Origin of the sequence: Bradyrhizobium sp. 17, from assembly GCF_023073515.1 — a bacterium.
GTDB classification, from domain to species: domain Bacteria; phylum Pseudomonadota; class Alphaproteobacteria; order Rhizobiales; family Xanthobacteraceae; genus Bradyrhizobium; species Bradyrhizobium canariense_D.
In genome coordinates, this window is the sequence record NZ_JADPJQ010000130.1 from 723,513 (window position 1) to 746,077 (window position 22,565).

16 protein-coding genes and 1 tRNA gene are annotated in these 22,565 nt (G+C 64.8%); 15 read left to right on the top strand and 2 right to left on the bottom strand.

Going from position 1 to position 22,565, the window contains the following annotated elements; all coding sequences use genetic code 11:
• Positions 1 to 19: 19 nt before the first annotated feature.
• A complete protein-coding gene (locus IVB13_RS39820; protein WP_204511168.1) occupies positions 20 to 1,054 on the bottom strand; it encodes a cysteine synthase A in 1,035 nt (344 codons plus the stop codon).
• 724 nt (positions 1,055 to 1,778) lie between these two features.
• Between IVB13_RS39820 and IVB13_RS39825 the strand changes: the two genes are divergently transcribed.
• The 9 genes from IVB13_RS39825 to IVB13_RS39865 all read left to right on the top strand — a co-directional run bounded on the left by IVB13_RS39825 (position 1,779) and on the right by IVB13_RS39865 (position 13,872).
• Positions 1,779 to 3,263: an efflux transporter outer membrane subunit gene (locus tag IVB13_RS39825; protein ID WP_026233443.1), complete on the top strand. Its 1,485-nt coding sequence runs from the start codon at positions 1,779 to 1,781 to the stop codon at positions 3,261 to 3,263.
• On the top strand, positions 3,253 to 4,662 hold the full coding sequence (locus IVB13_RS39830; protein WP_247338011.1) for an efflux RND transporter periplasmic adaptor subunit: 1,410 nt from the start codon (positions 3,253 to 3,255) through the stop codon (positions 4,660 to 4,662). The genes IVB13_RS39825 and IVB13_RS39830 overlap by 11 nt, the downstream gene beginning before the upstream one ends.
• Positions 4,663 to 4,698: 36 nt before the next feature.
• Entirely contained in the window at positions 4,699 to 7,848 is a 3,150-nt protein-coding gene (locus IVB13_RS39835) for an efflux RND transporter permease subunit (protein WP_018457799.1), read from the top strand.
• Positions 7,848 to 10,952, top strand: a complete 3,105-nt coding sequence (locus tag IVB13_RS39840) for an efflux RND transporter permease subunit (RefSeq protein WP_018457800.1) — start codon at positions 7,848 to 7,850, stop codon at positions 10,950 to 10,952. The genes IVB13_RS39835 and IVB13_RS39840 overlap by 1 nt, the downstream gene beginning before the upstream one ends.
• A gap of 41 nt (positions 10,953 to 10,993) precedes the next feature.
• Entirely contained in the window at positions 10,994 to 11,728 is a 735-nt protein-coding gene (locus IVB13_RS39845; protein WP_018457801.1) for a tRNA-uridine aminocarboxypropyltransferase, read from the top strand.
• Between the two features lie 197 nt (positions 11,729 to 11,925).
• Positions 11,926 to 12,642, top strand: coding sequence for an ABC transporter permease (locus IVB13_RS39850; RefSeq protein WP_085385242.1), 717 nt, complete (start codon positions 11,926 to 11,928; stop codon positions 12,640 to 12,642).
• A gap of 10 nt (positions 12,643 to 12,652) precedes the next feature.
• Complete coding sequence (locus IVB13_RS39855; RefSeq protein ID WP_018457803.1) at positions 12,653 to 13,405, top strand: ABC transporter ATP-binding protein; 753 nt, start codon at positions 12,653 to 12,655, stop codon at positions 13,403 to 13,405.
• Between the two features lie 58 nt (positions 13,406 to 13,463).
• Positions 13,464 to 13,537, top strand: a tRNA-Cys gene (locus IVB13_RS39860).
• Between the two features lie 188 nt (positions 13,538 to 13,725).
• Positions 13,726 to 13,872 (top strand): hypothetical protein, encoded by a 147-nt coding sequence (locus tag IVB13_RS39865; protein WP_018457804.1) that lies wholly within the window; start codon positions 13,726 to 13,728, stop codon positions 13,870 to 13,872.
• 87 nt (positions 13,873 to 13,959) lie between these two features.
• Here the strand turns inward: IVB13_RS39865 and IVB13_RS39870 are convergent, their stop codons facing one another.
• Positions 13,960 to 14,172, bottom strand: a complete 213-nt coding sequence (locus tag IVB13_RS39870; RefSeq protein ID WP_018457805.1) for a hypothetical protein — start codon at positions 14,170 to 14,172, stop codon at positions 13,960 to 13,962.
• Positions 14,173 to 14,428: 256 nt separating this feature from the next.
• On the opposite strand from IVB13_RS39870, the gene IVB13_RS39875 reads away from it, so the two are divergent.
• The 6 genes from IVB13_RS39875 to IVB13_RS39900 all read left to right on the top strand — a co-directional run bounded on the left by IVB13_RS39875 (position 14,429) and on the right by IVB13_RS39900 (position 21,948).
• A complete protein-coding gene (locus IVB13_RS39875) occupies positions 14,429 to 14,692 on the top strand; it encodes a hypothetical protein (protein ID WP_018457806.1) in 264 nt (87 codons plus the stop codon).
• A 432-nt stretch (positions 14,693 to 15,124) separates the two neighbouring features.
• Entirely contained in the window at positions 15,125 to 16,042 is a 918-nt protein-coding gene (locus IVB13_RS39880) for an ABC transporter substrate-binding protein (RefSeq protein WP_247492750.1), read from the top strand.
• Positions 16,042 to 17,664 carry an amino acid ABC transporter permease/ATP-binding protein gene (locus tag IVB13_RS39885; protein WP_018457808.1) on the top strand — a complete coding sequence of 541 codons (1,623 nt, stop codon included), beginning with the start codon at positions 16,042 to 16,044 and terminating at the stop codon, positions 17,662 to 17,664. Before IVB13_RS39880 ends, IVB13_RS39885 begins: the two co-directional genes overlap by 1 nt.
• A 49-nt stretch (positions 17,665 to 17,713) precedes the next feature.
• Entirely contained in the window at positions 17,714 to 18,955 is a 1,242-nt protein-coding gene (locus IVB13_RS39890) for an acetamidase/formamidase family protein (protein ID WP_018457809.1), read from the top strand.
• Between the two features lie 259 nt (positions 18,956 to 19,214).
• Positions 19,215 to 21,548 carry an acetamidase/formamidase family protein gene (locus IVB13_RS39895; protein WP_018457810.1) on the top strand — a complete coding sequence of 778 codons (2,334 nt, stop codon included), beginning with the start codon at positions 19,215 to 19,217 and terminating at the stop codon, positions 21,546 to 21,548.
• Positions 21,549 to 21,564: 16 nt separating this feature from the next.
• Positions 21,565 to 21,948 carry a RidA family protein gene (locus IVB13_RS39900; protein WP_026233445.1) on the top strand — a complete coding sequence of 128 codons (384 nt, stop codon included), beginning with the start codon at positions 21,565 to 21,567 and terminating at the stop codon, positions 21,946 to 21,948.
• The last annotated feature ends 617 nt before the right edge of the window (positions 21,949 to 22,565 follow it).

Consider the following 22,565-nt stretch of genomic DNA (forward strand, 5'->3'; position numbering starts at 1 on the left):
GGCCGGCTTCCGGAACGTTCTAGACGAACGGCAGCTTGATGTTGCTGCGCTTCTCCAGCCATTCAGGCACAGGAAGGCTCTTGGCGCGCATGAAGTCCGCATTGAACAGCTTCGACTGGTAACGGCTGCCGGAATCGCAAAGCACGGTGACGATCGTCTTGCCGGGCCCGAGCTGTTTTGCGAGACGCATCGCGCCGGCAACGTTGATGCCGGTCGAGCCGCCGAGGCACAGGCCTTCGTGCTGGAGCAGTTCGTAGATCACCGTGACTGCTTCCGCATCGGGAATGAGATAGGCGTCATCGACCTTTGCGCTCTCGACGATTGCGGTCGCCCGGTTGAGGCCGATGCCCTCGGTGATCGAGCCGCCCGGCGTCGCCTTGGCATCGCCCGTTCTGAAATATTCATACATGCCGGCGCCGTGCGGGTCGGCGCAGGCGATCCTGACGTCCTTGCTCTTCTCTTTCAGGAAGCGGCTGGTGCCGGCCAGCGTGCCGCCGCTGCCGACGGAGCAGACGAAGCCGTCGATCTTGCCGCCGGTCTGCTCCCAGATCTCGGGACCTGTGGACTCGTAATGCGCCTTCGCATTGTCGAGGTTGTTCCACTGGTCGGCGAACAGCACGCCGTTCGGCTCCGTCTTGCGCAGCTCGTCGGCAAGACGGCGGCCGACATGCTGGTAATTGTTCGGATTGGAATAGGGCAGGGCCGGCGATTCCAGCAGCTCGGCGCCGCACAGCTTCAGAAAATCCTTCTTCTCCTGGCTCTGCGTCTCCGGGATCACGATCAGCGTGCGGTAGCCGCGGGCGCTGGCCACGACCGCAAGACCGATGCCGGTATTGCCGGCGGTCGATTCCACGACGAGACCGCCGGGCTTGAGCTGGCCGCGCTTCTCGGCCTCGAGGATCATCCATTTGCCGGCGCGATCCTTCACCGACTGGCCGGGATTCATGAATTCGGCCTTGCCCAGGATGGTGCAGCCGGTCAGTTCGGAAGCGCGCTTGAGCTTGATCAGCGGGGTGTTGCCGATGGCTTCGACAACGTCGTTTTTGATGGTCATGTCAGGGGAAATCACTGGCAAGGGGTTGATTAGGTTGGCCAGAACCTAGTGCTTGAAATGCCAAAGGGGAAGGCTTTTGCGCTGCGGCGAAACCCGCGAAAATCCCCGTAAGCAGTGAAAATTTGGAAGGAGAGATCGCCGCTGCTGCTGTGCTACGCCGCGGGATATCGGTAGGAGGATGTGGCCGGCTTCTGCCAAAACATGGAAGATAAGGGTCGTCGCCAGCGCACCCTCCATTGGATGTCAGCCGTCGCCGTCGAAGAGTGCGGATAGTACGCGGGAGGCGGTCAAGATATCGGCACGACGAACGCTTATTCGTTTTCCGATAATGGACAACCTCGCGAAAGTGGCCAGGCCCGGTTTCGCGGCCGGACTGAAGCCGCATCGCGAGCGGTGCAGGCGGATTGGAGGGGGTTGGCGTCGGTGTGGCGGCAGTATCACATGAAATCTTGGTAAGCTCGAACGCACTCAGGAACGGCCCTGAAATTCAAGAAACACCTGCAGGACAGCACCCTTTTGTATTTTCTCAGCTCTAAGATCGTCGCGCTTTGGGGGGCACATCGCAACTGCGGGACTGTCCCGCGGTTCCGCGTCCGGCTAGTATGAGGCGCACAATTTCGCCGAAAGCATCACTTGTGAACGAGTTGTCCAAAGCCCCCCGACGACCGCGCTGCGAATCGGCTAATCCGGCCGCGCGGCGGCGGTTCGATCTGCCCGGCGGGGGGTGGATGTGACACAACGTGTTCCGGCGATCGCCGTGCGGCGGTCACCAGGCGCGACGTCCCGGACGCGACGTGCGGCGCGCTGGCTTGCGGTCGCTTGCCTCGCCGCCGGTTCGGGCGCCTGCGTGCTGACGCAGGATCTTCCTGATCCCGCGCTCGACGTTCCCACGCAATACAAATATGCCGGGAAGGCCGATGCGCCGCCGTCGCTGGATTGGTGGCGCAGCTTCCGCTCCGCGGAGCTGACACAGCTGATGGAAGAGGCGCACACCGTCAACCTCGACATCGCCGCCGCCGTTTCGCGCATCGTCGAGGCCGACGCTCAGGCGCGGCAGGCGGGTGCGGCGCTGCTGCCGAGCCTGTCCGGCACCGGGCAGGAGGCCTATTCGCGCACCTCCGGTTCCTCCGCCTCGGGGCTAACCAATGGCGGCCGTGAGGTCGTCAACTACCAGGCTTCGCTGAGCGCGAGCTACCAGCTCGATTTCTGGGGCCAAAATCGCGACGCCCTGCAAACGGCGGAAGAGACGGCAAATGCCAACCGCTTCGATCGCGACGTCGTTGCGCTGACCACGCTTGCAGGCGTCGCTAACGCCTATTTCCAGGTGCTGGCCTCGCAGGATCGCATCAGGACCTCACAGCGCAACATCGCGAGCGCGCAACGCATCCTCGATGCCGTCAGGGAACGGCGCAAGGCCGGCACCGGCACCGACCTCGACGTCGCCCAGCAGGAGAGCGTGCTCGCAAACCAGAAGGCACTGGTGCCGCCGCTGCGCCAGACGCTCGACCAGAACGTCAATGCGCTTGCAGTCCTGGTGTCGCGGCCGCCGGAGAGCGTGCGCGTGCTCGGCGGCTCGCTGAACCGGATCGCGATTCCGCGCGTGACGCCGGGACTGCCGTCGGAGCTCCTGACGCAACGGCCCGACATCCGCAGGCAGGAGGCCCAGCTCGCCTCCGCGACAGCGAACGTCGGCAATGCCCGCGCGCAGTTCTTTCCGACCATCCAGCTCACCGGCAATGGCGGCTATCAAAGCTCGGCCCTGGTCTCGCTGTTCCAGCCGCATGCGGCGTTCTTCCAGCTCGTCGGCAGCGCGACGCAGCCGATCTTCGACGGTGGCAAGATCCTCGGCAATTTCGAATTTGCCAAGGCGCGGCAGGACGAATTGCTCCAGACTTACCGCAAGACCATCATCCAGTCCTTTGCCGATGTCGACAACGCGCTGTTTTCGATCAAGCAGACCACGATCAGGCTGCAATTGCAGCGTGACGTCCTCAACGCCTCCCGCCGCGCATTCGATCTCTCCGAGCAGCAGTTGCGCGCGGGCACGGCCGACATCGTCACCGTGCTCAATACGCAACTGACCCTGTTCCAGGCGGAAGACGCGCTGTCGCAGGCGCAACTTGCCCGCCTTCTTGCTATCGTCAGCCTGTATCAGGCGCTCGGCGGCGGCTGGGAGCCGAGGATGGAGAAACCGGTCAATGCTCTTTAAGCCGGATACCAAGCAAGGCGTGAAGGAGGGAACGGCGAAGAAGTCGCGCGGGCGCGGCTTCGTCATGACCCTGATCACGCTGGCGATCCTCGGCGGGCTCGGCTACTACGGCTGGACCACCTGGCACCAGCAGCCGCAGCAGGCGAACGGCCGCAATCAACGGCCGGATCTGCCGGTGCCGGTGCTGGCGGCGACGCCCCGCATCCAGGACGTTCCCGTCTATCTCGACGGCGTCGGTGCGATCCGCGCGCTCAACACCGTGACCGTCCGCTCGCAGGTCGACGGCAAGCTGATCGCGGTCAATTTCACCGAGGGACAGGACGTCAAGAAAGGCGACGTGGTCGGCGAGATCGACCCGGCGCTCTATCAGGCGACGTACGATCAGGCGGTCGCCAAGAAGGCGCAGGACCAGGCCCAGCTCGCCAACCAGCGTATCGACCTCACGCGCTACGAGCAGCTCGCCGCGTCCAACGCCGGATCCAAGCAGCAGGCCGACACCCAGCGCGCGCTGGTCGCGCAGACCGAGGCGCTGGTCAAGGCCGATCAGGCCGCGATCGACAATGCGGCGGCGACGCTGAGCTACACCAAGATCGTGGCGCCGATCTCGGGCCGCGCCGGCCTGCGCCAGGTCGATCAAGGCAACATCATCCACGCCTCCGACACCACCGGCCTCGTGGTGATCACGCAATTGCAGCCGATCGCGGTGTGGTTCAGCTTGCCCCAGCAGCAGATCATGCGGGTCAATGCCGCCGCGTCGAAGGGCGCGCTCGCGGTCGACGTGTTCGGCAATGATGGCCTCACAGTGATCGACACCGGAAAGCTCACCGGCATCGACAACCAGGTCGACCAGACCACCGGCACGCTCAGGCTCAAGGCCGAATTCCCCAACGCCAATTACCAGCTCTGGCCGGGCCAGTTCGTCAATGTCCGCCTCAAGGTCGAGACCCTGACCCAGGCACTGGTGGTGCCGACCTCGGCCGTGCAGCGCGGACCGATCGGCACCTTCAGCTATGTCATCGGCGAGGATAACATCGTCTCGGCCAAGCCGGTGACGGTGACGCAGCAGAACGAGCATGACGCCGTCATCGCCAGTGGCCTGTCGGCGACCGACAAGGTCGTCACGACGGGCTTTGCCAATCTGTCCGACGGCTCCAAGGTGGTCATCGGGCGCGACGATCAGACCCCGTCGGCCGATCTCGCGCCGCGCAAGCGCTCGCGCGGGCCGGATGGTCAAAAGAAGGACGGCGCAAAAGACGGCCAGAAGGACGGACAAGACAAGGACGGCGAGTTCCGCGCCAAGCGCAAGAGCAGCGAAGGCGACCAGAAGGGCCAGACCGGACCGGCACCAGGGCCTCCGTCAAGTCCGGGTGCATCGGGAAGTGGAGCTAAGCAGCCATGATCCCGACAACAGCCGCCTGAGCGGCAGGCGCATCCCATGGGCGTCTCCGAACCCTTCATCCGCCGTCCGATCGCGACCTCATTGCTCGGCATCGCGCTTCTGATTGGCGGGCTGCTCGGCTATTTCGCGCTGCCGGTGTCCGCGCTGCCGCAGGTCGATTTCCCGACCGTGCAGGTGACGACGCAATTGCCCGGCGCGAGCCCCGACGTGATCGCCTCGCTGATCACCGCGCCCTTGGAGCGGCAGCTCGGCCAGATCCCGTCGCTGTCGGCGATGAACTCGACGAGCTCGTTCGGCGTCAGCCAGATCTCGCTGCAGTTCGATCTCAACCGCGACATCGACGGTGCCACCCAGGACGTCCAGGCTGCGATCAACGCGGCGGCCGGCGTGCTGCCCAAGACGCTGCCTTATCCGCCGACCTACGCCAAGGTGAACCCGGCCGATGCGCCGGTGATGACGTTGGCGCTGCGCTCCGACACAATCTCGTTGCGGGCGATGAGCGACATCGCCGATACGCTTCTGGCGCAGCGGCTGAGCCAGATTTCCGGCGTCGGGCGCGTCTCTGTGCTCGGCGGACTGAAGCCAGCCGTCCGCATCCAGGCGGATCTCGCGCGGCTCGCCGCCTATGGCATAGCCATGGAAGACCTGCGCACCGCGATCGCCAGTGCCAACGTCTCCGGGCCGAAAGGCTCGCTCGACGGCGCGCAGCAATCCTACATCATCGCCGCCAACGACCAGATCGCCGCCGCCGACGCCTACAAGCCTGTCATCATCGCCTACCGCAACGGCTCGCCGGTCACGATCGCCGACGTCGCCCAGATCGTCGATGGGCTCGAGAACGACCGCACCGGCGGCTGGTACCAGGGCTCGCCCGCCGTCATCATCGACATCCAGCGTCAGCCCGGCGCCAATGTGATCGACGTCGTCAGCCAGATCCGGGCGGAAATCCCAAAGGTCCAGCGCGCTATTCCGGCCGGCGTGAACCTCACCATCGTCTCCGACCGCACCGTCACCATCCGTGCCTCGGTGCGCGACGTGCAGTTCACGCTGATCCTCAGCGTCGTGCTGGTGACGCTGGTGGTGCTGCTGTTCCTGCGTTCGCTACGCGCCACGCTGATCGCCGGCGTGGCGCTGCCGCTGTCGCTGATCACGAGCTTCGGCATCATGTATTTTGCCGGCTTCAGCCTCGACAATCTGTCGCTGATGGCGCTCACCATCGGCACCGGCTTCGTCGTGGACGACGCCATCGTGATGATCGAGAACATCGTCCGCCACATGGAAAACGGCGACAGCGCGATGGAGGCTTCGCTGAAGGGCGCCAGCGAGATCGGCTTCACCGTGATTTCGCTGACGGTATCGCTGATTGCGGTGTTCATCCCGCTGTTGTTCATGTCGGGCCTTGTGGGCCGCATGTTCCGCGAATTCGCGCTGACCCTGACGATCGCGGTCGTGACCTCCGCCGTGGTGTCGCTGACGCTGACGCCGATGATGTGCTCGCGCCTGCTGAAGCATGCCCATGAAGAGCTGGCAGTGCCGGGTCTTGCCGCGGTCAGCCGCTTCATCGACCGCACCGTCGGGTTCTATCACCGCACGCTGCTCTGGGTGCTGGAGCGCCAGCGCGCGACACTGGTCGTGACTTTCGCCACGCTGATCGCGACCCTGGCGCTCTATGTCGTCGCGCCAAAGGGCTTCCTGCCGCTGCAGGACACCGCCTCGATCACGGCGGTGACCGAAGCCGGTCCCGACGTCTCGTTTGCGGAGATGCAGAAGCGGCAGGCCGAGGCGGCCGACGCCATCAAGGCCGATCCCGATGTGACCGGCGTGGTCTCGGTGATCGGTGCAGGCTCGGTCAATCCGACCACCAATGTCGGCCGTCTTGTCATGACGCTGAAACCTCGCGGCGAGCGGCGCGACGATGTCAGCGTCGTCATCACCCGCCTGAAGGGGCGGGTGGCCGCCATCCCCGGCATGACCGTCTATTTCCAGCCGGTGCAGGACGTGCAGATCTCGACCCAGTCGAGCCGTTCGCAATACCAGTACACGCTGACCGGCACCGACGCCGCTTTGGTGTCGGAATGGGCGCGCAAGCTGGTTGCCGAAATGCGGCGCGATCCGCTGTTCCGCGACGTCTCCTCGGAAGCGCAGGAAGGCGGTCTGCGGGCGCAGCTCACGGTCGACCGCACCCGCGCCGGCCAGCTCGGCGTCAGCCTTCAGGGCATCACCGACACGCTCAACGACGCCTTCGCGCAGCGCCAGATCTCGACCATCTACGGCCAGGCCAACCAGTACCGCGTGGTGCTGGAAGCGCTGCCGATGTACCAGCGCGATCCCTCGATCCTGTCGAAGCTTTATCTGCCGGGCGCGGCGAGCGCGACCGCCGGTGCGCCCAACGCGCAGGTGCCGCTCTCCGCCGTGGCGACGCTGACGCGCACCACCGCGCCGCTCGCGATTTCGCACCAGGCGCAATTCCCGTCGATCTCGCTCAGCTTCAACCTCGCGCCGGGCGCGGCGCTTGGCGATGCCGTCGAGGCCGTGAAGACCATCGAGACCCGGATCGAGATGCCCAACAGCATCGTCGGCGTCTATGCCGGCGACGCCGCCGAATTCGCCAAGGCACTCGCCGGCCAGCCCTGGCTGCTGCTGGCCGCGGTGATCACGATCTATATCGTGCTCGGCGTGCTCTACGAGAGCTACATCCATCCGATCACGATCCTCTCGACGCTGCCGTCCGCCGGCGTCGGCGCGATCCTGGCGCTGATGCTGTGCGGGCAGGATCTCTCGGTGATCGGGCTGATCGGCATCATCCTGTTGATGGGCATCGTCAAGAAGAACGCGATCATGATGATCGACTTCGCGCTCGAGGCCGAGCGCGGGCAGGGGATGTCGCCGAACGAGGCGATCGTACAGGCTTGTCTGCTGCGCTTCCGTCCGATCATGATGACGACGCTGGCCGCCCTGTTCGGTGCGCTGCCGCTGGCGATCGAGAGCGGCACCGGCGCCGAGCTGCGCTTCCCACTCGGCATCTCCATTATCGGCGGCCTGCTGCTCAGCCAATTGCTCACGCTCTACACCACGCCGGTGATCTATCTCGCCCTCGACCGCATCAACCGCCGCCTCGAGCAGGCGCTGCCGCCGGCCGAATCCGGCGGTCCGCCCGTCGCGGGCGCGACCGAGGGGATGCAGTGATGGCATCGATCTCGGAGCCCTTCATCCGCCGCCCGGTCGCGACCACGCTGCTGTCGATCGGGTTGTTCCTGCTGGGTATCGTGGCTTACGAGTTCCTCCCCGTTGCCTCGGTTCCGAACATCGATTTTCCCGCCATCTTCGTCTCGGCCAGCCGTCCTGGCGCCGACCCGTCCGTCATGGCCGCGACGGTTGCCTCGCCGCTGGAGCGGCGGCTCGGCGAGATCGCGGGCATCAGCCAGATCACCTCGACTTCGTCACTCGGCACGACCAGCATCCAGCTCCAGTTCGACATCGGCCGCAACGTCGACAAAGCCGCCCGCGACGTGCAGGCGGCAATCAATGCGTCGCTGGTCGACCTGCCGAGCGATTTGCCGACGCTGCCGCGCTTCCGCAAGGCGAACACCGCAGGCGCGCCGGTCTTCGTGCTGGCGCTGACCTCGAAGACGCTGTCCGCCAGCGCGGTCTACGACGTCGCCGACACCGTGCTGGCGCAGCGCATCTCGCAGGTGCCGGGGGTGGGCAATGTGACGATCTCGGGTGCCGACCAGCCGGCGGTCAGGATTCAGCTCAATCCTGTCGCGCTGTCCAATGCCGGCATCGCCACCGACGACGTGCGAACTGCGATTATCAACGCCAACCCGCTCGGTCCGGTCGGCATCTTCAACGGCGAGCGCCAGAGCGAGACGCTGTCGCTCAACAAGCAGATGCGGACGGCGAAAGAGTTCCGCGACATCGTCATCAAGAGCGCGAAGGGCAATTTCGTCCGGCTCTCCGATGTTGCCGACATCGAGGACTCCGTCCGTAACGCCCGTTCCATCGCCTGGTTCAACAAGCAGCCGGCTGTGCTGATCCAGATCACCAAGCAGGGCGATGCCAACGTCATCGATACCGTCGACCGGGTGAAGGCGCTGATCCCCGCGCTGAAGCAGTGGATCCCGGCCGGGGTCGATATCTCCACCTTGGTCGACCGCACCAGTACGATCCGCGCCAGCGTGCTCGACATGCAGTGGACCTTGCTCGCGACTGCCATTCTCGTGATGGTCGTCGTGTTCGTATTCCTGCGACGGCTCACGCCGACGATCGCAGCCGGAATCTCGGTGCCGCTGGCGCTGGCCGGAACCTGCGCCGGCATGTGGGTCGCGGGCTTCTCGATCGACAATCTTTCGCTCATGGCGCTGGCGATCTCCGTTGGCTTCGTGGTCGACGACGCCATCGTCATGATCGAGAACATGTACCGCAATCTCGAGCACGGCATGCGCCCGCTCCAGGCGGCATTGGACGGCGCCCGGCAGATCGGCTTCACCGTCGTGTCGATCAGCCTGTCGCTGATCGCGGCCTTCACGCCGCTGATCTTCATGGATGGCGTCGTCGGCCGGCTGCTGCGCGAGTTCTCCCTGACATTGACCTTCGCCATCCTGGTCTCGACCCTGGTGTCGCTGACGGTGACGCCGATGATCTGCGCCCATTACATCCGCCAGACCACGTCTGGCACGGCGACCCTGTTCGACCGGATCATCGAGGGCTCGCTGTCGCGCATCGTCGCGTTCTACACCCGCACCTTGCGCACCGTGCTGGAATATCCGCTGCTGACGCTGCTGGTGTTCTTCGCCACCATCGGCCTAACAATTACGCTCTACATCAAGATCCCTAAGGGCTATTTCCCGACCGACGATTCCGGCTTCGTCATCGGGGCGACGCGCGCCTCGGCCGACATCTCGTTCCAGTCGATGCTGAGCCTGCAGCAGCGGCTCGCCGACATCGTGATGCAGGATCCGGCAGTGGCCGGCATCGGCTCCACCGTCGGCAGCGGCGGCGGACCGGGCGGCGCGACCTCCAATCGCGGCACCATGTTCATCAGCCTGAAGCCGCCGGAGGAGCGCGACCACGTCTCGACCCAGGTGGTGATCGACCGTCTCAGGCGGGCGTTATACCCGGTGCCCGGCATCCGCCTGTTCATGTTCGCCGCCCAGGACGTGCGCGCCGGCGGACGGCAGAGCGATTCCGACTACCAATACACGCTGACCAGCACCGACCTCGGCCTGTTGCAAAAGTGGGCGCCGATCGTGGCCAAGCGCATGGAGAGCGTCGAAGGCATCACCGACATCTCCAGCGACCGCGATCCCGGCGGGCTTCAATTGACCTTGTCGATCGACCGCCAGAAGGCCTCCGCACTCGGCGTCCGCGTCCAGGATATCGACAACGCGCTCAACAACGCGTTCTCGCAGCGGCAGATCGGGATCATCTACACCCAGCGCAACCAGTACATGACCGTGCTGGAGATCGACCCGAAATTCCAGGTCGACCCCTCCAACCTCGATCGCATCTATGTCGCCGGCGCGGGCGACGCGCAGGTGCCGCTGTCGGCCGTGGTGCATGCGACGCGCGGGCTCGCCGCGCTCGCGGTCTATCATTCGCAGTCGTTCCCATCGACCACGGTGTCGTTCAACCTGTTGCCGGATGTGCAGATCCAGGCCGCAACGCAGAACATCCAGCGCGCGGTCGAGGAGCTGCACATGCCGGAAGGCATTCGCGGCAGTTTTGATGGCAATGCTGGCGATTTCGCCAAGACCAGCGGCCGCCAGCCGCTCCTGATCCTCGGCGCGCTGGTGGCGATGTATATCGTGCTCGGCGTGCTCTACGAGAGCCTCGCCCATCCGCTCACGATCATCTCGACGCTACCCTCGGCGGGACTTGGCGCGCTGCTGGCCTTGCAGCTCACCAACACGCCACTGACCGTGATCGCCTTCGTTGGCATCATCCTGTTGATCGGCATCGTCAAGAAGAATGGCATCATGATGGTGGATTTCGCGCTCGATGCCGAGCGCCAGCGCGGCCTGTCGTCGGCGGAGGCGATCTTCGAGGCCTGCCAGGCGCGCTTCCGGCCGATCCTGATGACGACGATGGCGGCGCTGTTCGCCGGCATTCCGCTGGTGGTCGCGACCGGGCCCGGCACGGAACTCCGCCGTCCGCTCGGCATCACCATCATCGGCGGGCTGTTCGTCTCGCAGATCCTGACGCTCTACACCACGCCCGTGATCTACCTGCTGGTCGACCGCCTGCGCCGCCGCTCCGAACCGCGCCCGCTGGCCGCGCCGGCGGAATAGGCGGGTTGTTGAACCGCCGTGCAGAGCGTATAGCGGCGACTATGTCGAACCCCACCGCCGCCGCGCCGGCCGATCCGATCCCCGAATGCCCGCACTGCCAGAAGCCGATGCCGTTGTGCATCTGCGACAGCGTCACGCCCATCAAGAACCGGCTCTCGCTCCTGATCCTTCAGCATCCGCAGGAGCAGGACAGGGCGCTCGGCACTGCGCGGCTGCTTGCGAAGCATTTCGCCGGTGCCACGCTGCGGGTCGGCCTGTCCTGGCCGAGCCTGTCGAAAGCGCTGGGGCAACCCATCGAGAACGCCTCGCACTGGGCGGTGCTCTATCTCGGCTCGGCGCACGCCACCGATCTCGAGGCCGAGGGCGAAATCCTGGCTCTCAACCGCAAGAGCGAGGTCGCGGACAACCAGCGCGCGCGCCTCGGCAAGCTCGAAGGTGTGGTGCTGCTCGACGGCACCTGGAGCCAAGCCAAGGCCCTGTGGTGGCGCAACCCGTGGATGCTGAAATGCCAGCGCGTCATCCTGAACCCGACCACCCCATCGCGGTACGGGCGCCTGCGCAAGGAGCCTCGGAAGGACGGACTGTCGACCATCGAGGCTGCGGCGACGATCCTCTCCGCTCTGGAGAAGCGCCCGGACATCGCCGAGACGCTGAATGCCAGCTTTGAACGGATGTTAACCCGCTACCGCGAGGTCCAGACCGAGATGCCCGAATTGGCGCCAAAGCCGCCGGTGAAGGACCGCCGGCGCGGTGTCCGGCGGGTCAAGCGAGCCTGACTCCGGTCCGGATCATCCGTACGGCCGATTGTCCCGCGAGAGGCGGGCGGATAGAGACCGTCGGCCAATAGGCCGCTATCTGCTATGCTCTCGCACGATCGGAACGCCGGAAACGAAGGGGCCGTCGCATTCAGCTTGCAGCCAAGGAGATCCTTGCCCAGGCGGCGCGGTTCGATCGTTGGGGCACGCTTGCCCTGATGGACGTTTCGCTGCGCTATCGGCGTACCGTGATCGGCCCGCTCTGGATCACACTGACGCTCGCGGCGACCATTGCCAGCGTCGGCACGGTCTATGCGGCACTGTTCAGACAGGACATCACGAGCTTTCTGCCGCACTTTGCCGTCGGCCTGATCGTCTGGACGCTGATCGCGACGACGCTCCAGGAAGGTTCCCACATCTTCGTGGCATCAGGCCATTTGATCAAGGCGGTGCCGGCGCCGCTGATCGTGCACGTGCTCCAGATGATGGCGCGCAACGTCCTCATCTTCGCGCATCATCTGGTGATCGTCGTCCTGCTCTATCTCCTGATGCCGTGGCCGCTGCATGGGAGCATGCTGCTCGCGGTACCGGGCTTCGCGATCCTGCTCACTGTGCTGCTGGGTGGCTCGGTCGCGCTCGGTATGCTCTGCGCGCGGTTTCGTGACATCGGCTCGGCGATCGTCAGCGGCCTGCAATTCGTCTTCTTCCTGACGCCGATCATCTGGACCGAAGACAGCGCGCGCGGCACCGCGTTTTATTGGCTGATCCGCGCCAATCCGTTCGCGACGCTGCTCGATCTGGTGCGCAGGCCGCTACTGTCGCAGTCGACCGATGCGGAGCAATGGCTCCTCGGGGTCATCTATGCGACCGTCGTGGCCGTCATCGGCCTCGGCTGCTACGCGAAATACCGCCATCGTGTGGCGTATTGGCTGTGAGGCACGAGATATGACCCCCGCAGCTCATATCGCGCTTCGCAACGTCTCGGTAAGGTTTCCGGTGCTGTCGTTCCGCGACCGCTCGCTGCGCAGCCGGTTCGTCAACGCGATGACACTGCGGCGGACCACGGCGACCCCGCACATCGTCTCCGCGTTGAATGACGTCAACCTCGACATCCGTGCCGGCGATCGCGTCGCCATCATCGGCGCCAATGGCGCCGGCAAGACCACGCTGCTGCGGGTGCTCGCCGGCATCTACCATCCGACGTCGGGCAGCGTGGACGTGCTGGGCCGCTGTCTGCCGCTGTTCGATCTCTCGGCCGGATTCGACGAGGAAGCGACCGGCTACGAGAACATCATGCGGCGTGGCCTCGTGATCGGCGCACGGCGCTCCGAGATCGACGCCAAGCGGGGGGAGATCGCCGCATTCACCGAACTGGGCGACCGGCTCGACCTGCCGCTGCGCACCTATTCCAGCGGCATGATGCTGCGCCTGATCTTTGCAGTCGCAACCGCCGTCGAGGGCGAGATCGTGCTGCTCGACGAATGGATCGGCGTCGGCGACCAGCAGTTCCGCAAGAAGGCGCGGCAGCGGCTCGACGAGATCGTTGTACGCGCCGGCATTCTGGTGCTCGCCTCGCACGACATCGAGTTGATCAAGAGCACCTGCAACCGCGCGATCCTGCTGGAGGAGGGGTGGATTGTGGCCGCCGGCGCGACCGATGAAATTCTCGGCCAATATCTCGGCGGCGCGAAGGCGTAGCTGGTCCGGTCGGGGTTGCCTAAACCTGTGATCCCCTATATTGCTCCGCCCTCGTTGGGGCCACGTGGCGGAGTGGTTACGCGCCGGTCTGCAAAACCGTTTACTCGGGTTCGAGTCCCGACGTGGCCTCCATCTCAACCTCCTGATATTTCAGCAATATTCGATCGTATCGCGGCTGCCATCGGCCCGCGCGGGCGATGCGTGCTGGCCGCGCACACCGGGTTTGCCCGGGGCCCGGCGGAAACCCGCCATTCAGCCCGCTGGCATAGTCTTCGCATCTGCGAAGTGATGCATCCCAACGATCGAGCGCTGGAGAGCACGTGAGCGAAACCGTCCGATTTGTCCCGAAATCCGAGCTGGAGCGGGCCCGCCTCATCCGCGAGGCCCGTGCGATCTATGACAGCATCTTTCCGCCGGCCGCACCCGACCAGGCGCCGCAGGACGGCGGAGAGCGGGTCAAGACCTGATCGCGATCACGCGGGATTTTCACCGCGTAGCTGCCATAGCAAAACGCCCGCGGAGCGCGGGCGCGTCGGCTCACGGTGAAATTGGCTTCAGCAGGCCGCGTACCAGCCGTCCGGGAAAGGCACCAAGGGCCAGGCGCCCTCATTGTCATTGGCGGCTTTGGGCTTCGCGGAGGCGTTGGGCTTCGCGTAATACGTCCACGAGCGCGGCACGAGATCCTCCCCCGGCACGAACGCCAGATCTTCATGGACCATGGCGTCCTGGACGGCATCCAGCAGCAAGTTGAATTCGGCTTCGCTCATCACACCCTCCGGACCGCGGATGGCGCAATATCGCAAAGCCGGTTTGTTTCCCGGTTGAGCCGATCGATCGCATTTTAACGATCCGCCAATCGGGTCCCGATTGGTTAGCGATTGATGAAATCGCGTTGGGAAACTTAGGTTCCTGCCGGGGTGCCCGCAGTGTGAAGGATGTCACATCTTTCGCTGTTTATTTCTCCTACCCCTTTGCACACCGGCCAATACAGGCCGGTCGGGCAAAGCAGACGGGAGACTGGTCATGAAGGCGCGGTTCTTGCGATTTGCGGGCGTGAAAAGCCGGGCGCGCCGGGCCTCGACGGTCGGGCTGTTCCTGACGCTGTTTGCCTCCGCCGCCCATGCGCAGCAGGGAACACCCGAGCAGCGCCGGGCCTGTACCCCCGACGTCTACCGGCTCTGCGCCGGCGAAATCCCCAACGTCCGCGCCATCACGGCCTGCCTGCGCCGTAACAGGCCAAGCTTGAGTGAGGCTTGCCGCATCGTGTTCGATCAGGCCGGCGGCTGACATACCGGCCCTGTGGGTTTGTGCGCAGCAAGTGGCTCGCGCGGGCAGGCGAATCCGGCATAGTCGTCCTGTGGATACACCTGTGGGTATGCTGCGGACAGGCTGGGGACGGCGGGGGATGTGCTTCGGATGTCGGCCGCAGATGCGTCCTTTGATTGTCATATCTCTGTCAAATGACCTCACCGCATGATTCGCTGATCGTGCAGATCGCGGCGTCACGCAAGATCATGTGGTTTCCCCGAATTCGCAATTGCGCGCTACAGCGTCCCGCATTCACGAACAGTTTTTGAGCAGCTGCCTGCCCAAATGGCGGGCTCCCTCCATCCAATTTTTTGTACGCCCGCGGACAAGCTTTCCGGTCCGCTCTCCTCCTAGGCTCGCTTCCGCGATCTGGAACATGGCCATTGCCATGACAATTCGAAGGAGCTGGAGATGGAGAGACCCGTATTGCCCCAGGCGCGGGGGAACGCACGTGCATCGCTGTCTTGGCACAAGGCCGCACTCGGCGCCGCGGTCACTTTCGGCGCGCTGGCAGCCGCGCCCCTGAGCGCGCAGGCTGCGGCGCCTGCGGCCTGCGCCGCGCTCCAGGACAAATATCCGGACTGGAAGGGCAAGACCCTCGTCAACGCCATCAACCCGCACACGCCGGGCTATGAGACCATCGATCCGAAGGATCCGAGCAAGTATATCGGCTTCGACATCGATCTCGGCGAAGCCATCGGCGAATGCCTCGGCTTCAAGTTGACCTACAAGCCGGTGACGTTCGCGGCGCTCCTGACGACGCTGGCCGCGGGACAAGCCGACATCGTGATTTCCGACATCTACGCCACCAAGGAGCGCGCCAAGGCCGCCGACTTCATCACCTATTCGCAAGTGTTCGACGGCGTGCTGGTCGCCAAGGGCAATCCGAAGGGCATCAACGGCATCAACATGTCGATGTGCGGCGCCGCTGCCGCTGAAAACACCGGCTATGTCGAGGTGCCGCTGATCCAGACGCTGATGCCTGAGTGCAAGAAGGCCGGCAAGGCCGAGCCGACCGTCCAGCTCTACGACAACAACGCCAACTGCATCCAGGCGATCCTCGCCGGTCGTGCCGACACCTATGTCAACGACGTCAACACCGTCGACAGCGCGGTGAAGGCCTATCCGGACAAGCTGGAGAAGGCGACCGCGGTGACGATCCCGTATTCGGTCGGCATCGCCGTCCCGAAGGACAAGCCTAAATTCCGCGACGCCGTGCTCGCAGCCCTGATCGAGGTGCAGAAGGCCGGCACGCATATGGAGCTTCTGAAGAAGCATGGGCTCGACGTGAACAACTTCAAGGAGCCTGACATTCTGACGGCCGACTGATGTCGCTATTCCTCCATTACCTGAGCATGCCGTATCTGCTCGAGGGCATCGAGCTCACCCTCGAGGTGACTGCCCTCGGGCTCGGCGGCGGATTGATCCTTGGATTGATCCTCGCCGGCATGCAGCTCTCCCGCTTCTGGCTGCTGGCGGCGATCGCCAGGGCCTACACCGTGATCTTCCGCGGCACGCCGCTGATCCTGCAAATGGTGTTCGCCTACGACGCGTTGCCGCATATCGGGATCAAGCTGCCGGCGGTGCTGGCCGCCGGCCTTGCGCTGGCCTGCAACGAGGCGCCGTTCATCGCCGAGATGCTGCGCGCCGGCGTGCTCGGTGTCGACCGCGGGCAGGTGACGGCCGGCCAGGCGCTCGGCATGACGCCGCGGATCCTGATGTGGCGGGTGATCGCGCCCCAGGCGATCCGCACCATGATCCCGGCCTTCGGCAACGAGGCCGTGAGTGCGCTGAAGAATTCGTCGCTCGCCTCCGTGGTCGCGGTCCAGGAGCTGACCCTGCGCTCGACCCAGCTTGCGTCCTCGACCTTCGACTTCTTCTCGATCTTCTTCGCCTCGGGCCTGCTATACCTGGTGCTGACCTTTGCCATCAGCATCATCCAGCTTTTCGTCGAATGGTTGCTCGATCTCGATCGTACCAAGGGCCGCCAGCGCAGGCTCGCCGATTACCTGCCCTGGCGTCGCGTCGACCTCGCCACCAAGCTCGAACTTGCCGCAGCGATCGTCGACGTCCAAGTGCCTGCACAGGCTGAGCTCACCGACACGCCACCGCTGGCCTTGACCCGCGAGGAACGCACCCGGCGCGCGGCGACGATTTCACGCAACAACATCGCGGTCGAGACCAAGGACCTCACCAAGAGCTACGGCGGGCAAAAGGTGCTTGCCGGCCTCGATCTCACCGTACGCGTCGGCGAGGTCGTCGCGCTGCTCGGGCCCAGCGGCTCCGGCAAGAGCACGCTGCTCCGCTGCATCAATCATCTCGAAAGCTGGGACGGAGGCACGGTGCGTGTCGGCGGCCGCCGCCTCGGTTTTGGCGACGACGGCAAGCTGCTGCCGCCCCGCGCGATCGCCAATGAGCGGGCAAGCGTGGGCGTCGGCATGGTGTTCCAGCAATTCAATTTGTTTGCCCATCTCTCGGCCAAGGAGAACATCGCCGGGCCCTTGCGCTGGGTGCACGGCATGACCCGCATTGATGCCGATCGCCGCGCCGCCGAGCTGCTCGAGCGGGTCGGGCTGTCGCACCGCGCCGACGCGCTGCCGCGGCATCTCTCCGGCGGCCAGCAGCAGCGCGTCGCGATCGCCCGAGCGCTCGCCCCGAACCCCAGCGTGCTGCTCCTGGACGAGCCGACCTCGGCGCTCGATCCCGAGCTCGTCAGCGAGGTGCTGGAGGTGATCCGGCGGCTCGCCGTCGATGACGGCCTCACCATGATCATCTCGACGCACCAGATCCGCTTCGCCGACGAGGTCGCCGACCGCGTCGCGTTCCTGAGCGGCGGCACGATCATCGAGGAGGGGCCCGCGCACGAGGTGCTCTCCAACCCCCGCAATCCGCTGACCGCGCGTTTCCTCAGCGTGATGGAAGCCGACAAAACTCCGGAGGTGGTGCGATGAGAGCCGCACCCACACCGTTCAAGACCGCGTTTCCAGAAGAGGCCACCTCATGAAGCATGTCACGCTGCCGGTTTCGCCGAAGACCGTCCACTGGGGCTATTTCTCCAAGAAGGTCGCGCCGGCCCTGACCCTGCGCTCGGGGGATCGCGCCACCATCGAGACGCTGACCCATCACGCCAATGATGACTACGAGCGCATGATCCAGGGTGATCCCGGCGCCGAGAGCGTGTTCCAATGGACGCGCGAGCACAAGGCCGTCGGGCGGCGCGGTTCGGGCCCGACCGAAGGCCCGTTCATCCGCGGAGCAGGCGAGGGGATCGGCGTGCATCTCCTCACCGGTCCGGTCGCGATCGAAGGCGCCGAACCCGGCGACATCCTCGAAGTGCGCATCCTCGATATCCGGCCGCGGCCGAGCTGCAGCGCCTGTCATGCCGGGCGCTGCTTCGGCTCCAACATCGCCGCCAATTGGGGCTTTCACTATCACGATCTGATCGAGGAGCCGAAGCCGCGCGAGGTCGTCACCATCTTCGAGCTCGACACGTCAGGCGAGCCCTGCGCCAAAGCGGTCTACAACTACGTCTGGACGCCCCAGACCGACCCCGACGGCATCGTGCATCCGACCATCGATTATCCCGGCGTGCGCGTCGATCACGCCACCATCAAGAAGCGCGAGAACATCCTCACAAGCGTCAGGGTGCCGGCACGGCTGCATTTTGGCACCATGGGGCTCGCGCCGTCGGAGGCCGATTTCGTCAGCTCGATCCCGCCGAGCTATACCGGCGGCAACATCGACGACTGGCGCATCGGCAAGGGGGCGCGGATGTTCTATCCGGTCGCGATCCCCGGCGCCTATTTCTCGGTCGGCGATCCCCACGCCGCGCAAGGCGACAGCGAGCTTGGCGGCACCGCGATCGAAACCTCGCTGACCGGCGATTTCGAGTTCGTCCTGCACAAGAAGGCCGATCTCGCCGGCACCAGCCTCGAAGGTCTCGATCATCCGATGCTGGAGACCGATCAGGCGTGGTCGTTCTACGGCTTCACCTATCCGAACTACCTCGCCGCGCTCGGCGCCGACGCACAGACCGAGATTGCCAACCACTCGAGTCTCGACCGTGCGATGCGCGATGCGTTCCGCAAGCTCAGGAGGTTCCTGATGACCGTGCACGGTTTGAGCGAGGACGAGGCGATTTCGCTGCTATCGGTCGGCGCCGATTTCGGCGTCACCCAGGTGGTCGATGCCAATTGGGGAGTTCACGGCACGATCCGCAAAAACATCTTTCGGTGCGACTGATGGGCCGTAGCCCGGATGGAGCGCAACGCAATCCGGGTTTGTCACGCCGGACTCAAAAGGCCCCCGGATTACGCTTCGCTCCATCCAGGCTACACATCGTGCTCGACGTTGACATCGCGCTCCAACACTTTGAAGAACAGCTCATTTCCAGGATGAGGACGTGACAAAAGACCGTCATTTGCGGCCCCTCGCTGCGACGGATGACCACGTTCGTCTGGCACAGAGGTTGCTTCGATCCACTGCAATCTGGGTCGATCCGATGAGCTTCCGTCCTTTCACGAGCGAGTCCTACGCTCAAGACGACCGCCCCGAAGCCTGGCGGGACGTGCTCGCCGCGGTCGGCCTGCAGCCGGCGGCAGGCCATTGCTTCCTGGATGGGCACGCAACGGCGTCACATCGCCACGCCGCAGGCGTTGCGCTGACGCGCATGGCGGCCGGCGCCCAGACCATCGGTCCGCGTCCGCAGGCCAACGAAGACCTGCCGATTGCGCTGATGCCGGTCGAGGACGGCATGGTGCTCAAGAGCGCCGCCGGCCATCGCATCGTTCCGGTGGGCCATCTCGTGCTGCTGCCGCGGAGCGGGGACTGGAGCATCGTATTCCAGCGCGACATGCGCGCCGTCGTGCTGTCGGTGACCTCGGAGGCGCTGCACGGCCGCCTCTCGGGCAGGCCGCGGCTCGGCGAACCCAGGGTCGTTCCGCCCAGCGGCTTTGCCGATGTCTTCGCGCGCTTGATGGACGCGACCGCGCGCACGCTCGACACGCTGAGCGATGCCGAATGGAATGCGGTCACGCAGTCGCTCGTCGATCTGCTGCTGACACTCGCCCATCAATTGGCGGCTTCGACGTCCGACGCCGGATCGAGCGCGACGCAGTCGGCACTCCTGCACCGGATCTGCCAGACCATCGAACGCCGCCTCGACGATCCCGGACTGGTGCCGGCGCGCGTCGCGCAGGCCGAAGGGATTTCCGAGCGCTATCTGCAAAAGCTGTTCGAGACGGTCGGCGACAACTTTACTCATTACGTTCGCGAGCGGCGGCTGCAGCGCGCCTGGGCCGATCTGTCCAATCCGTCCGAGGCGCATCGCTCAATCTCGGAGATCGCCTACGCCTATGGGTTTGGCGATTCCGCGCATTTCAGCCGCGCCTTCCGCCATCGCTTCGGGCTGCCGCCGCGCGAGTTTCGCCAGCAGGAAGCGGAGCGGGCGACGACCCAGCAGGGGATAGCCGGTCAGCGCGGCTGGCCGCAGGATGCGCTGGCGCAGCTTCGCGTGCACCCGGCGAGCGCCGAGGCGCGCGGCAATCTCGCCCGAACCGACATCGACGAGCCGAGAACGGCCGAACGCAAGCATCATCATCTTCCGATCGAAGCCCACCGTGTTCATTGGGGATATTTCAGTCGCGCGTTACAGCCGCAGCTCGAGATCAATTCGGGTGATACGATCACGATCGAAACGCTAACGCAGCATGCCTCCGATGATCCTGAGCTGATGATCGCGGGCGATACCGCCGCCGAAAGTGTATTCGGTTGGACCAAGGCGAGGAAGAACGTGGATCGCCGCGGCGCGGGTCCGATGGATGCCAGCATATTCGGGCGCGGCGCCGGCGAAGGCTTTGGCGTGCACATCTGCACGGGGCCCGTGTCGGTGAAGGACGCCCAGCCCGGCGACGTGCTGGAAGTCCGGATCCTCGACATCGTACCGCGCACAAGTCGTCATCCGAAACATTCAGGGCGCGTGTTCGGCTCCTCGGTCGCGGCCTGGTGGGGCTATCATTACGACGAATTTCTTTCAGGACCGAAGCCGCGCGAGGTCGTGACGATCTACGAAATCCTGGACGATACCGATGCGCCGCATGCCCGCGCGCTGTATTCCTACCGCTGGGAGCCGCAGACCGACCCGTTTGGCGTGGTGCACGCCACCTACGACTATCCCGGCGTTCCGGTCTTGCCCGGCACCGTGAAGCGCCGCCACGCCGTGCTCGACGGCATCCGCATTCCCTTGCGCCCGCATTTCGGCGTGATCGCGGTGGCGCCGCGCGAGGTCGATTTCATCGACTCCGTGCCGCCGTCCTATTTCGGCGGCAATCTCGACAATTGGCGCTTGGGGAAGGGGGCGACCGTCTATCTTCCGGTCTCCGTTCCCGGCGCATTGTTATCGGTCGGCGATCCCCATGCCACGCAAGGCGACGGCGAATTGAGCGGCACCGCGATTGAATGCTCGATGACCGGAACCTTCGAGGTGATCCTGCACAAGAAGGCCGACCTCTCCGGCCAACCCTTCGCCGATCTCTCTTATCCCCTGATCGAAACCGAATCTGATTGGGTCCTGACCGGATTCAGCCATCCCAACTACCTCGCCGAGTTCGGCGCTCAGGGCCAGAGCGAGGTTTACGCAAAGTCCTCGCTCGATCTCGCCATGAAAGATGCGTTTCGCAAGATGCGACGCTTCCTGATGAACGTGAAGGGGTTGAGCGAGGACGAGGCGATCGCGCTGATGTCGGCCGCCGTCGACTTCGGCGTCACGCAGGTGGTCGACGGCAATTGGGGCGTGCACGCGATCATCAGCAAGCGCCTGTTTCTGGACGCGCCTTAAACCGAAGGATACTCCAGTGAAATTCCACATGATCAGCGGCGGACCCAAGCCGGTCGCGCCCTTCAGCCACGCGGTGGAGACCGACGGTTTTGTCTTTGTCACCGGCCAGATGCCGGACACGCCGCAAATCCCGGGCGTGCTGCCGGAGGGCATCGTGGCGCAGACGAGGGCGGTGATGGAGAATTTGAAGGTGGTGTTGGCGGGCCTCGATCTCGGTTTCGAGCACGTCGTGATGACACGCATCTATCTCACGCGTTTCAAGGAAGACTACACCGCGATGAACGAGACATATCGCGCGTTCTTTCCGCCCGACCGCCTGCCGGCCCGCACCTGCGTCGGTGTCACCGGGCTTGCCTACGACGCGCTGATCGAGATCGACCTGGTCTGCCGCCGGCCGTGAGGAGATGATCCGTAGCCCGGATGGAGCGAAGCGCAATCCGGGATTCGTTTAACGGATACAGGGTGCCGGATTACGCTTCGCTCCATCCGGGCTACAAGCCCTTGCGTTGCCCGACGGGCAAAACACCCAAACGACGGGTCAATCCGCTCGCGCGAAAAGATTCTACTTTACCGAAATTCGACTTTGGCGTATTCAGTCGCCACCTCATCCCTGTCAGCGGGGCGTATCGCGATCGTCACGAACGCGGGGTGAGCTGCGGTGGACGCTAGTCACATCGGCGCGAAGGGCTTTGCAGGGCGGGCAACCGTGAGCGAAGGCGTCGCGCACACGACCGGTGCTATTAGCGTACGGCAAAACCGTGTCGTCCTGACGCCCGGGGTCTGTGCGTCAAGTCTTGTGGTGATGTCGCTGCCCGACCGGGCACGCAGCATCAGCCATCCGCAAGGCGACGGGGGCAATAGTGCATCGCTCCCCGGGGAGAGCTCGGCATAAGCCGTCAAACCACTGCGCAGGGAAGGCCGTGTGTTGGGCTTCACCTGTATGCCGCTGTGCAGCCTCTTGTAGCGCAACCTTCGCACAGTGGACCGTGGGTGCCAGCCGGCACCCGGTCTTCCCTG